We start from the raw sequence: 12,801 nt of genomic DNA on the forward strand, positions 1-12,801 counted from the left end.
CCTCGCCCGACCCGCGCCGACCGCGCCGACGTCGCGGGTGGCTGACCCCCTACTTGTTCCTCCTCCCCGGCGTCGCGCTCTTCGGCGTCTTCATCCTCTTCCCGATCCTCCAGGCGCTGCAGATGAGCCTGTACGACTGGAACATCCTGCGCGGCGCGGCCAGCGACTTCATCGGACTCGACAACTACGTGCGGGCATTCTCGGACGACCGGTTCTGGCTGAGCCTCAGCAACAGCGGCATCTACATGGTGCTGACGGTGCCGCCGCAGATCGTTCTCGGCCTGGCCGTCGCCATGCTCCTGCGCTCCAAGGCCCCCGCGCAGCCGCTGTTCCGGGTGCTGTTCTACCTGCCGGTCGTCACCAGCTGGGTCGTGGTCTCGCTGCTGTTCAAGTACCTCTTCGCCGACGAGGGCCTGGTCAACTTCGCCCTCGGCGACCTCCTGCACGTCACCGACGGCGACACGTCCTGGCTCTCCGGCCGCTGGACAGGGCTCATCGCGATCTGCGCCCTCGGTGTCTGGAAGGGAATCGGCTGGTCGATGATGATCTTCCTGGCCGCACTGCAGGGCGTTCCGCAGTCGCTCGAGGAGGCGGCCGCGATGGACGGAGCCAATTGGTGGCAACGGTTCAAGGTCGTGACCCTCCCCGCGATCTGGCCGGCGATGCTCTTCGTCATCGTGATGCTGGTGATCGGCGGATTCAACGTCTTCACCTCGGTGCTCCTGATGACGGCCGGCGGTCCGGGCGGGCAGACCGAGGTGCTGCTGACCTACATGTATCAGCAGGCCTTCTCGAACCTCGACTTCGGATACGGATCGGCCCTCGCCGTCATCCTCACCCTCATCGTGTTCGTCATCTCCGCGGTGCAACTCCGCGTGTTCCGGGACCGAGGAGAATCGTGATGACCGCGACACAGACACAGACAGCCCGCCCACGAACGGCCGACACCCGTCGCGCCCTCACGACCCTCCGCGTGATCACCTTGATCGTGGGCGCCGCCGTCATGATCACGCCCTTCGTCTACATGCTGTCGACGTCGTTCAAGCCGCAGGCGTTCGTTCTGCAGAATCCGCCGCAGTTCATCCCCGACCCGTTCACGCTGAACAACTACGTGCAGGCGTGGACCACTCAAGACTTCGCTCGGTATGCGATGAACTCCGTGATCGTGGCCGTGGTCTCGACCGCGGTGTCGATCCTGATCAGCTCGATGATGGCCTACGCGTTCGCCCGATTCGAATTCCGGGGCCGCGAACTGTTCTTCCGGCTGCTCCTGCTCGGCCTGATGGTTCCGGCGATGATGCTGATCATCCCCCAGTTCGTGCTCGCCAAGTACGTCGGGCTGCTCGACTCGCTGCCCGGGCTGATCGTGTTCTACGTGGCCGGTTCGCTCGCCCTCAACACCTTCCTGCTGCGCGGCTTCTTCGCGGCCCTGCCGGCCGAGCTCGACCAGGCCATGCAGATCGACGGCGCCAACGCCTGGACCAGGTATTGGCGGCTGGCGATCCCGCTCGCCCGCCCGGCCCTCGCCACGGCGACGATCTTCACCTTCCTCGCCAGCTGGGACGAGTTCGCCTGGGCACTCACCATCATCAACAGCCCGGGCAACCGCACCCTGCCGATCGCGATCCAGCTCTTCCAGGGCCAGAACGCAACTCAGTGGGGCCTCGTGTTCGCCGCCTCCGTCATCGCGGTGATCCCCGTGATCGTCGTCTACCTCATCTTCCAGCGCCACTTCGTACAAGGCCTCACCTCCGGGGCAGTCAAAGGATGACCGTGCACCAGCCCACCCTTCTCCCCACCCGCGCACAGTACGCACCCGACGAAGAGATCTCCCTCGAGATCGACAGCGCCGTCGGCGATGTCCTGAGCGGAACACTCTCCGTCTGGAGACTCGGCCGCCGCATCCACGAACAGCCGATCACGGCGGATGCGCTGCAGCACCTGCCCGGCCTGCCCGAAGGCGGATACGGCGTCGAGGCGCGCATCGGCGAGGCCGTGCATCGAACCGCCGTCGAGGTCACCGCCGACGCCCGGTCGAGACTGCGCTACGGCTTCGTGGCGAGCTACCGCCCTGACAAGGACGTCGACGCCGTCGCACGGCTCGCCCGCCGGCTGCACCTGAACGGGGTGCAGTTCTACGACTGGGCATACCGCCACGCCGATCTGCTCGGTGGCGGCGAGCACTACGACGACGCGCTCGGCCAGCCGATCGAGCTCGAGACGGTCACTCGCCTGATCCGTGCGCTGAAGGGTGCCGGCAGCGTCGCCCACGGGTACGCCGCGGTCTACGCGGTGGGGCCCGCGGAGTGGGACCGGTGGGCCGACCTCGCCCTGCTCCGTCCCTCCGGCGAACCCTACGCCCTCGGCGACTTCCTCTTCCTCGTCGATCCCGCCGCACCGCGCTGGGCCGAGCACTTCGGCCGGGAACTGGTCGAGGCGAGTCGACAGCTCGGCTTCGACGGCTTCCACCTCGACCAGTACGGATACCCGAAGTTCGCGGCCGAGCCGGGTGGGCATCCGGTCGACGTCGCGGAGTCGTTCGTGACACTGCTCGCCGGCCTGCGCGCAGCCCTGCCGGACACGAGCCTGATCTTCAACAACGTCAACGACTTCCCCACCTGGCGCACGGCCTCCACCGAACAGGACGCCGTCTACATCGAGCCCTGGAAGCCGAACTCGGACCTCGGCTCCCTCGCGCAGATCGTGAGCCGGGCCCGTCTCGCCTCGGCCGGCCAACCGGTCGTGATCGCCGCGTACCAGCACGTGTACGACAGCGCCGCGGCCCACGAGGCCGATCGCGCGACCTCCTTCACCATGGCCACGCTGTTCTCCCACGGAGCGACTCAGCTGCTCGCGGGCGAGAGCGGCCACGTGCTCGTGGATCCCTACTACGTGCGCAACCACCGAGCCGAGGAGTCCACCCTCGACCTCCTCGCCCGCTGGTACGACTTCGTGGTCGAACACGACGCCCTGCTCATGCCGCCCTCCATCGCGGAGGTCACGCGCTCCTACGTGGGCGACTACAACGACGACCTCGAGCTGAGCTACCCCGGCACCGGCGCAGCCGTCTCGGAGACCGCCGTCGCCGGAACGGTCTGGCGCCGAGTCACCACCACCCCCGAAGGACTCGTGGTGCACGCGATCAACCTCGTCGGACAGGAAGACACGCTGTGGGACGCACCCCGCCGCTCGCCCGAGGACGTCGGCGACGGCGAACTGCGATTCAGGCCCATCCGGGGCCGGATGCCCCGGGTGAGCGTCGCCGACCCCGACCGTCAGGCCCGGCTCGTCGAGGTGCCCGTCCGTCTCGACGGCGATCACGCCGTCGCATCCCTTCCCGCTCCCCACATCTGGCAGGTCATCCATGTCGCTCTCTGACGAACTCTCGGCCACGAGCCGCGCGTCGGCATTCCCCTCCTCCTCCGAGCCCGGCTGGTGGAAGAGCGCGGTGGTCTACCAGGTCTACCCCCGCAGCTTCCAGGACTCCGACGGCGACGGCCTCGGAGACCTCCGCGGAATCATGAACCGCCTCGATCATCTCGAGCGTCTCGGCGTCGACGTCATCTGGCTCTCCCCGATCTACCGCTCACCCCAGGCGGACAACGGCTACGACATCAGCGACTACGAGGCGATCGACCCCGTCTTCGGCACCATGGACGACTTCGACGACCTTCTCGCTCGGGCCCACGAACGCGGAATGAAGATCGTCATGGATCTGGTCGTGAACCACACCTCAGACGAGCACCCGTGGTTCGTCGAGTCGCGATCGTCCCCCGACAATCCCCGGCGGGACTGGTACTGGTGGCGCGATGCGCGCCCGGGGACGACGCCCGGTGAGGCAGGCAGCGAACCGAACAACTGGGGATCGTTCTTCTCGGGCTCGACCTGGGAGTTCGACCCGCAGAGCGGCCAGTACTACCTGCATCTCTTCGATCGCAAGCAGCCGGACCTCAACTGGGAGAACCCCGACGTGCGCCACGCGGTGTACGCCATGATGCGCCGCTGGCTCGATCGTGGGGTCGACGGATTCCGCATGGACGTGATCAACCTCATCTCGAAGCATCCCGGGTTGCCTGACGGCGAGATGGCCCCGGGCTCCCTGTACGGCGACGGATTCCCCCTGTTCGCGCACGGCCCGCGCCTGCACGAATTCCTGCAGGAGATGCATCGTGAGGTGTTCGAGGGCCGGAGCGGCCTGCTCACCGTCGGCGAGATGCCGGGAGTGACCCCCGACGAAGCGATGCTGTTCACAGATCCCGCCCGACGTGAGCTCGACATGGTGTTCCAGTTCGAGCACGTCGGGCTCGACCACGGGGACGGCTCCAAGTTCACCCCGCGGCCGCTCGCACCGGGTGCACTCGCCGAATCGCTCACGCGCTGGCAGGACGCGCTCGCCGAATCGGGCTGGAACAGCCTCTACCTGTCGAACCACGACCAGCCGCGGGCCGTGAGCCGCTTCGGTGACGACAAGCAGTGGTGGCGCGAGTCGGCCACGGCGCTCGCCACGATCCTGCACCTCCAACGAGGTACGCCCTACATCTACCAGGGCGAGGAACTGGGGATGACGAACCATCCGTTCGCGTCCATCGACGAGGTGCGCGATGTCGAGAGCATCAACCATTACTTCGAACAGACCTCGGCCGGCGGGATCGACAGCGACGTGCTCGCAGCCATCGGCAGGATCGGGCGCGACAACGCGCGCACGCCGCTGCAATGGGATTCGTCCCGCAACGGGGGCTTCACGACGGGCCGGCCGTGGATCGCGGTCAACCCGAACACCACGACGATCAATGCCGAAGATCAGTACGGCGTGCCCGGGTCGGTCTTCGAGCACTACCGCGCCCTGGTCGGCTTGCGGCATGAGCGACCGGTTGTCGCCGATGGTTCGTTCCGGCGCATCGACGGCGGTTCCGACTTCGTCTTCGCGTTCGAACGGAAGCTCGGGAGCGCTGTGCTTCTGGTCGTGGCGAATCTGTCGTCATCAGAGCGCCTCGTCGAGCTCGACGCGTACGACGAGCCGTGGCACGAGGCCGAGTTGGTGCTCGGCAATCGGCCACGCACAGGCCGGGAAGCGGGGCTGTTCTCTCCGTGGGAAGCCCGCGTCTACGCCCTCTGACTGCCTGTTTCGGGGTGGGCACCCAATGGCGACGACGTCAGGATGGACATGAGAACACGATTTCACCGGGCACTGGGGGTGTGCGCGGCCGCAGCACTGATCGCGGCCGGGGTGGCGCTGCCGGCATTACCCGCCTCCGCGGCGACAGTGGGAGACGCCTGGACCGACAAGGCCCGTTACGCACCCGGCCAGCAGGTCACCGTCACGGCGGAGGTCGACGGGAGCGGGCCGGTCGACTTCTCGCTGGTGCACCTCGGAACGACGGTTCAGACCGGAACGGTGCAGGCGACCGGGGCCGGCACGGTCTCGTGGACCGTGACTCCGCCGTCGACCGACTTCACGGGGTACATGGTGCACGCCGACGCGGGTGGCACGAGCGCCCAGACCGCGGTCGACGTCTCCAGCACCTGGACGCGTTTCCCGAGGATGGGCTACCTGGATGAGTACCCCGCCGACATGACCGCCGCAGAACGCCAGGCGCTGGTGAAGGATCTCTCCGACAAGTACCACCTGAACGCCCTCCAGTTCTACGACTGGATGTGGCGGCACGAAGCACCCGTCCAGCGCGACGGCAACGGGGATCTCGTCGACACCTGGACGGCGTGGAACGGCGATGTCATCGCCCCGGCGACGGTGTCCGGTCTCGTCGATGCAAGTCACGAGGCCAACGTGGCCGCGTTGCCCTACTCCATGAGCTACGCCGCACTCGAAGGATTCGAATCGCACGGCGTCGACGCCGGCTGGCGGCTGAAGTACCGAAGCGACGACACCGACTGGAAGTTCATGATGCTACCGGGCCGGCCGGACACCAATCTCTGGATCATGGACCCCCGCAACCAGAGCTGGCGCGACCACATCACCACCGAGTACCAGGACCAGATCGACACCTTCGGATTCGACGGCACCCATCTGGACCAACTCGGGAACTGGGGCGACGGCGCCTCCGACGGCGGAATGCAGGATGTCTCCGGCAACCCGGTCGACATCCCGATCGGCTTCCGAGACCTCGTCGCAGAGACACAGGCCGAGACCGGCAAGCCCGTCGGCTTCAACGCCGTCGACGGCTTCGCCGGATCCACCCTCGCCAGTTCGAGCAGCGACTACCTCTACACGGAGCTGTGGGAGAACCACGAGACCTACAGCGAGGTCCAGAGCTATCTGGCCGGCCAACGCGCGGAGTCCGGAGGCAAGGCCGCCGTCACCGCCGCCTACCTGAACTACCGGAGCAACACCGGCGACCGGTACGAAGCCGAGTCGGGTGTGTTGGTGGGCGTTCAGACGAACAGCAACCACACCGGGTACACGGGAACGGGCTTCGTCGACCAGTTCGGGGACGTCGGTGACAGCGTCACGGTCACCGTGACGGTCCCCGAGTCCCGCCGCTACGGCATCGTGCCGGCGTGGTCGAACAGCACCGCGACCACCGCCACTCGCACCGTGTGGATCGATGGCTCGGATGCCGGTCAGCTCAAGCTCTCCGCCACCAGCAGCTGGGATGCCTGGAGTTCGGAGGCGGGGTTCGGAACGTATCTGACGGCAGGAACGCACACCATCGAGGTCTCGGTCGAATCCGGGGACACCGGCTTCGCCAATCTCGACAGCATCACCCTCGGTACGTTCAACACCCCCTCGGTGCAGCTGGCGAACGCCGCGCTCGCCGCCAGCGGGGCCACTCACATCGAGATGGGCCAAGGAGACCAGATGCTCGTGGCCCCGTACTTCTTGGACGACTCCAAGCAGATGAGCAACGAGCTGCAATCGTGGATGGAGTCGTACTACGACGTCATCACGGGGTACGAGAACCTCTTCTTCGGCCCGACACTCCGCCAGCTCCCCAACACCGTGGAGATCGCCGGACACACGACGAGCAACGACGGGACCGCCGACACGATCTGGGCGACCCCCATGCGCAACGACGGATTGGACGTTCTGCATTTGATCAACCTGGAGGGCAACGACGGCCGTTGGCGGGAGCCCGCAGCCACGGCTCCCACCCTGACGGACCTCCCCGTCAAGTACTACCTGGACGACAAGCCGTTCCCCGCCACCGTCAGCATAGCGAGCCCGGACGACGGCGGACGTTCGAGCGCCCTCGCGTTCACCACCGGTACGGACGGGGACGGAAACTACATCTCGTTCACCGTGCCCACGCTGAAGAACTGGAGCTTCGTCTACCTCGGCGATTCCACGCGAGGCGATGGGAACGTCGTGACTCAGGCGAGCAAGTGCCTCGACGTCGCCGGAGGTGCCACAGCAGACGGGACAGCCGTGCAGCTCTGGGATTGCGCGAGCGTCCCCGCCATGCAGTGGACGTACGAGAACGACCGGCTCTCGGCGCTCGGCAAGTGTCTGGACCTGGTCGCCGGTAGCACGGCCGATGGCACGCTCGCTCACCTGTGGACGTGCTCGAACGTCGCGAGTCAGACCTGGGAGCGCACCGGTCAGGGCCAGTACGTCAACCCGTCAAGCGGCAAATGCCTCGACCTGGTGGGCGGTTCCACCGCGAACGGAACGCGTGCGCACATCTGGAGTTGCCATTCCGGTGCGAGCCAGAAATGGACCCTTCCCCAGTAGATCACTCGGGTCGATGACAAAACCCCCTACTTCCGCTCAGAAAAGGCCAAGTAGGGGGTTTTGTCTATGGCGGTACCGGTGGGATTTGAACCCACGGTGGAGTCTCCCCCACACAACTTTTCGAGAGTTGCACCTTCGGCCGCTCGGACACGGTACCGCAGACGAGTGTACGCGAGCCGCGCCCGTCTCGCCAATCGGGGGCCCGGGGGCCGATCCGTGGGATCCTGGCCAGCATGGACGAGCATCCGGGCGGGAGCGAGAGCGGCGGCGGCACCGAGCACGACAGACGACGACGTCACTGGGAGACCGCCACCTCGATCCCGCTGGTGGCTCTCTCCCTCGTGTTCCTCGCCTGCTACTCGGTGCGGGTGATCGACACCGAGCTGCCGCCCGAGGCCGAGATCGCGCTCAACGCCGTCATCGCCACGATCTGGGTCGCCTTCGCCGCCGACTACGTCATCCGGCTCGGCCTCGCCGCACACAAGGCCGCCTTCGTGCGGTCCGCACCCCTGGATCTGCTCTCGGTCGCGGTGCCCGTCTTCCGCCCGTTCCTGCTCCTGACGCGGCTGAAGGACATCCCCTACTTCCGCCGGCACAGCGGATCGTCGGTGCGCTTCCGCCTGATCATCCACGCCGCCCTGTTCGTGGTGCTGTTCGTCTACTCGATCGCCCTGGCCGTGCTCGCGGCCGAGCGGGGAGCACCTGGGGCCACCATCGAGAGCTTCGGCGACTCCATCTGGTGGGCCTGCGTCACGATGACCACCGTCGGGTACGGCGACTACGTGCCGGTCACGGTGCTCGGCCGCATCCTCGCCGTCATCCTGATGTTCGGCGGCGTCGCCATCGTGGGCGTCGCCACGGCCACGATCGTGTCGTACCTGGGCGAGCGGATCGGCCGGCAGCGCAGCGGGCACGACTCGCGCTGAGGCCCGCACCCTCCCACTCCTCCCTCGAAATGGGGGTATCCGACCAAGCCGACGGTCACAACACTTGATCTTTGGTCCGACTCGCGGGGAAACGTTCGCATTCCGTTCAGATTCGCGTGCTTGGCTCGACCCAGCACCAACGGACGGGTCTCAACCCCTGAGACCCGCACCTCACCCGAATGGACGTCATCGTGACTGTCAGAACGGCCGAGTACCCGAGGCCGAACCACTTCCTCCTGCACATCAGCGACACTCATCTGCTGGCGGGAGGGGGCAAGCTCTACGGATCCGTCGACAGCGAGACCCACCTGCGTCAGGTGTTCGACGACCTGGAGGCATCCGGGGGCCGACCCGAGGCCATCGTGTTCACGGGTGATCTGGCCGACAAGGGCGAACCGGATGCGTACGCCCGGCTGCGCGCGATCGTCGAGCCGGCCGCCGCGCGGCTCGGCGCCCAGGTGATCTGGGTGATGGGCAACCACGACGACCGCGCGAGCTTTCGCGAGGGACTCCTCGGCGAGGTGCCCACCGACCGATCCGTCGACCGCGTCTACGACGTCAACGGGCTGAGGATCATCACGCTCGACTCGACCGTTCCCGGCCACCACCACGGCGAGGTCTCGAGCGACCAGCTCGACTGGCTGGCCGAGGAACTGGCCTTCCCGGCTCCGCACGGCACCATCCTGGCCCTGCACCACCCGCCGGTGCCGAGCGTGCTCGACCTGGCCGTGGCCGTTGAGCTGCGCGACCAGAAGGGCCTCGCCGAGGTGCTCGAGGGCTCCGACGTGCGCTCGATCATCGCCGGCCACCTGCACTACTCCACCACCGCCACCTTCGCGGGCATCCCGGTGTCGGTGGCCAGCGCCACCTGCTACACGCAGGACCTGAACGTGGAGGTCGGCGGCACCAAGGGCCGCGCAGGCGCACAGGCGTTCAACCTCATCCACGTGTACGAGCACACCGTGCTGCACTCCGTGGTGCCGGTAGGCACCCATCCCGCGCTCGACCACATCACGGCCGAGGAGACCCGCCGCCGGCTGCTCGCCGACGGCATCGTGATCGCCGACGCCGTCAGCCCGCGGGTATCGCCCGAGCCGCCGATGACGATGCCGATCCTGCTTCCGACGGGAGTGTGAGCTCGGCGGGACTCGCGGCCGCCTTCTCCCACGGCGCCGGGAACGGGAAGTAGCGCTCCAGGAACGAGATCACCGCGGTGGTGCGCTCCTCGACGCCGATCTCGGGCTTGGAGCCGTCGTTCAGGCAGAACATGTCCATCGACCGCTTCTTCAGCAGCGTGTCCATCTCTTTCAGAGCGGCACGGAGCGTGGTCTCGATGTACTTGACCTTGGCATCGGTCTGCACGACGGCGCGCCCGGTCATCAGCGCGTAGTAGTGGTAGAACGAGTTGGTCACCGAGATGTCGGTGGCCGAGCGGAAGGGGCTCGCCGCCGTGCGTGCGAACTCGGGCGCGAACTCCCGCTCCATCTCGAAGAGCACGCTCTTGCGCAGCGGCGCCGCACAGTGCTCGAGGTGGCGGGTGGTGATGCGGCCGAACCGGCGCTGCAGCAGCTCGCGGTTGACGCGGGCGGCGTTCTCGAAGCCGCTGCGGTGCAGGGCGTTCTGGCCCAGACCGATGCGGGTGTCGGCCTCCACGAACTTCGTGATGCCGCCGGGCGAGAAGAACAGGTCGGGGGTGACCGGTCGCCCGAAGAACATGTCGTCGTTGGAGTAGAGGAAGTGCTCGGAGATGCCCGGGATGCGGTGCAGCTGCGCCTCGACGGCGTGCGAGTTGTGGGTGGGGAGATCGCTCAGGTCTTTGAAGAACTGATCGCTCGGCATGATGGTGACCCGCGGGTCGTCGGCCAGCCACTCCGGCTTCGGCGAGTCGGTGGCGATGAAGATGCGGCGCACCCAGGGGGCGAACATGTAGACGCTCCGCAGCGCGTACTTCAGCTCGTCGATCTGGCGGTAGCGGGCCTCGGAGTCGTCGCCCTCACCCACCACGTAGGCCGCCATCCGCTTCGCGCGGGCGCGCTGGAACTCGATCGCCGTGCCGTCGACCCAGGAGAAGACCATGTCGATCTCGAAGCCCACGTCGCTGGCAAGCTGGTCGAACATGCCCACGAGCGTGCTCCACTGCCGGCCGTAGAGGTCGACCGTGGTGCGCTCCATCTCATCGAGCGGGATGATGTTGCGGGTGAGCGAATTCTCCACCGGGGCTTCGACCACGTCGCCGACCCGGCGCCAGATCTCGAGCTGCACGGCGGATTCGGCGCCGTAGCGCAGGCGGCCGATCGGCTCGATCCGGGGCCGGTACAACCGCAGCACGCGAGCTTTCGGATCGCGCGACAGCTTGCCGTCGGCCACCAGGAGGGCCGGGGCGCCGGGTGCCTTCGCGTAGAACGGCTCGCCCGCCATGCTCGCCAGCAACGCTTTCTTGGCGGCCTTGCGGTTCGCCCACTCGATCGCGAGCACCGGGCGCTCGTCGTTGCCGCGCACCAGGAGGAACGGCACACCGGCCGCCTGCAGCGTGTCGGCGATGAACAGCAGGTCGGCGATCATCGACTCCCGCGGAGTCGCGTGCCCGTTGAGAAGGGTCAGCTGGCCTTTGCGCAGAACCAGGTCGTGCCGATCGAGAGCGATCGGATGGGTGGTCGCGGCGCGCAGGACGGTTTCGAGGTGGGGGGCTCCAAATACGTCATCGGTCAAAGTCGCCTCCTCAGGTCGGTGGTTCGCGGTGCGGTGGATCGGTCTCCTGCCAACGGTGCCGGTCGACCTATTTTACGCCCTGTCGCCCGGCCGGATGACCGGGCGTGAGGGCCCGACGAGCGGCTGCAACGCGGTGCCGGACCGGGTCAGATGGCCCGCACACTGTTGTTACGGGCGTCATGGGTGAGTTCGACGAGACCGAGCGTCTCGAGCAACGGCGGCAGATACATCCCGAACCGGCCGCGGTAACCCTTCCGCAGACCGTACCACCCGCCCACGGGATTCTCCTGGGAGCGGCCCCACGCCTCGACCGAGCCGTCCGCCGCGACCTTCTTCTCGTCGGCGGCGCCGAGCGGAACCCATCCGTCCTGCTCCTTCAGCCACGCGTGCAGATCCTCGATCGCCCGCGCCTGGTAGCGCAGGGTCGTGGATCCGACCACGCAGATCAGCTCAGGGGGATCGACGCTGTCGTCGCGGTGCATCGTGTAGGAGGACGAGCCGGGAGCCGTCGTCAGCTGCCAGGGGTCGTCCGGGGTTCCGGAGGCCATGTGCGCATTCTCCGGCATCCGTCGCACGAAGTGAACCATCTCGCCGGGATCCGCCCGGGACAGGTGAATACACGCGTGTTAGCCTTGCCTAAGTAGGGCGTGTTAAAACGTGCTCGCCCTCTGACCGAAGGGTTCATTCCCCAATGAGCTACATCCGTTCGAAGTCTTTCGAGGAATCCGGCTACGTCGTCCTCGACCGCTACGACCAGGCCGCCGATCCGAAGGAGTGGCTCGACCTGGAGTACGTGGACTGGAAGTCCTCCGGCGACACCCGTTTCGCGCCGCTGGCCAGCGCCTCGGGAGACATGGACTGCAACGGATTCTGGAACCACACGCCCCCGCGCACCGACAAAGACGGCGTCTGGGTCGAGGCCAACGTGTCGAAAGCGCCGATCCTCAAGGCCCGCGCCGAGGAGCCCGGAACCAACATCGGCCGCTGCCGCGTGATCGAACTGCAGCCCAACAGCTACCCCGAGGCTCTCTACAACCTGCACCAAGACGACAACAACCGCCTCAACCCCGAGGGCACCGGATGGATCGTCCGCGGTTTCTACAACCTCTCCGACGACGCCGACTCGTACCTGATCCTGCGCGAAGACCGCTTCGACCCCGAGACCGAGGTGCGCATCGCGCTCCCGGCCGGCGCGCAGCTGATCGTCGACACGCAGCGCTTCTGGCACGCGGTCTGGCACCGCGGGCCCGAGCCGCGCTACTGCCTCATCACCTCGTGGGAGTCGGGCCCTGAGCTCGACGCCTTCATCGCGTCGAAGAACGGCGTCGCGCACGCGGCATCCGCTCCGCTGGACGCCGAGTTCGTGGCGACGGCGCAGGCGGATGTGCGGCACCGGCTCGCCGAGCGCGCCGCGATCATCTCGGCCAAGGGCAAGGCGGCGGCGGGGCCCGACCCCCTCGACTACGAGGACTGAGC

10 protein-coding genes and 1 tRNA gene are annotated in these 12,801 nt (G+C 67.2%); 8 read left to right on the top strand and 3 right to left on the bottom strand.

Features of this window, described 5'->3' with window-relative positions; genetic code table 11:
* From Q0D75_RS18155 to Q0D75_RS18175, 5 genes are all read left to right on the top strand, one after another.
* A partial coding sequence (locus Q0D75_RS18155) for a sugar ABC transporter permease (protein ID WP_291056784.1) occupies positions 1-902 on the top strand: 902 nt, incomplete at its 5' end.
* Complete coding sequence (locus Q0D75_RS18160) at positions 902-1,771, top strand: carbohydrate ABC transporter permease (protein ID WP_291056786.1); 870 nt, start codon at positions 902-904, stop codon at positions 1,769-1,771. The genes Q0D75_RS18155 and Q0D75_RS18160, both read left to right, overlap by 1 nt.
* A gap of 2 nt (positions 1,772-1,773) precedes the next feature.
* Positions 1,774-3,378 carry a glycoside hydrolase family 66 protein gene (locus Q0D75_RS18165; protein ID WP_291056788.1) on the top strand — a complete coding sequence of 535 codons (1,605 nt, stop codon included), beginning with the start codon at positions 1,774-1,776 and terminating at the stop codon, positions 3,376-3,378.
* The gene (locus Q0D75_RS18170) at positions 3,365-5,116 is read left to right on the top strand and encodes an alpha-glucosidase (protein ID WP_291056790.1); all 1,752 of its coding nucleotides are present in this window, start codon (positions 3,365-3,367) and stop codon (positions 5,114-5,116) included. Before Q0D75_RS18165 ends, Q0D75_RS18170 begins: the two co-directional genes overlap by 14 nt.
* 48 nt (positions 5,117-5,164) lie before the next feature.
* Positions 5,165-7,690, top strand: a complete 2,526-nt coding sequence (locus tag Q0D75_RS18175) for a glycoside hydrolase family 66 protein (RefSeq protein WP_291056792.1) — start codon at positions 5,165-5,167, stop codon at positions 7,688-7,690.
* Positions 7,691-7,757: 67 nt separating this feature from the next.
* Here Q0D75_RS18175 and Q0D75_RS18180 read toward each other — a convergent pair.
* Positions 7,758-7,847, bottom strand: a tRNA-Ser gene (locus tag Q0D75_RS18180).
* Positions 7,848-7,923: 76 nt separating this feature from the next.
* Here Q0D75_RS18180 and Q0D75_RS18185 point away from each other — a divergent pair.
* Positions 7,924-8,616 (top strand): potassium channel family protein, encoded by a 693-nt coding sequence (locus Q0D75_RS18185; protein ID WP_291056794.1) that lies wholly within the window; start codon positions 7,924-7,926, stop codon positions 8,614-8,616.
* A gap of 191 nt (positions 8,617-8,807) precedes the next feature.
* Positions 8,808-9,752 carry a phosphodiesterase gene (locus Q0D75_RS18190; protein ID WP_291056796.1) on the top strand — a complete coding sequence of 315 codons (945 nt, stop codon included), beginning with the start codon at positions 8,808-8,810 and terminating at the stop codon, positions 9,750-9,752.
* Here Q0D75_RS18190 and Q0D75_RS18195 read toward each other — a convergent pair.
* Positions 9,688-11,283, bottom strand: coding sequence for a stealth conserved region 3 domain-containing protein (locus Q0D75_RS18195; protein WP_291056830.1), 1,596 nt, complete (start codon positions 11,281-11,283; stop codon positions 9,688-9,690). The two genes, Q0D75_RS18190 and Q0D75_RS18195, sit on opposite strands and share 65 nt — an antisense overlap.
* A gap of 188 nt (positions 11,284-11,471) precedes the next feature.
* Positions 11,472-11,873, bottom strand: coding sequence for a DUF6855 family protein (locus Q0D75_RS18200; protein ID WP_291056798.1), 402 nt, complete (start codon positions 11,871-11,873; stop codon positions 11,472-11,474).
* Positions 11,874-12,016: 143 nt separating this feature from the next.
* On the opposite strand from Q0D75_RS18200, the gene Q0D75_RS18205 reads away from it, so the two are divergent.
* A complete protein-coding gene (locus Q0D75_RS18205) occupies positions 12,017-12,799 on the top strand; it encodes a hypothetical protein (protein ID WP_291056799.1) in 783 nt (260 codons plus the stop codon).
* Positions 12,800-12,801: the final 2 nt, after the last annotated feature.

Origin of the sequence: Herbiconiux sp. (genome assembly GCF_023264855.1) — a bacterium.
Classification (GTDB): domain Bacteria; phylum Actinomycetota; class Actinomycetes; order Actinomycetales; family Microbacteriaceae; genus Herbiconiux.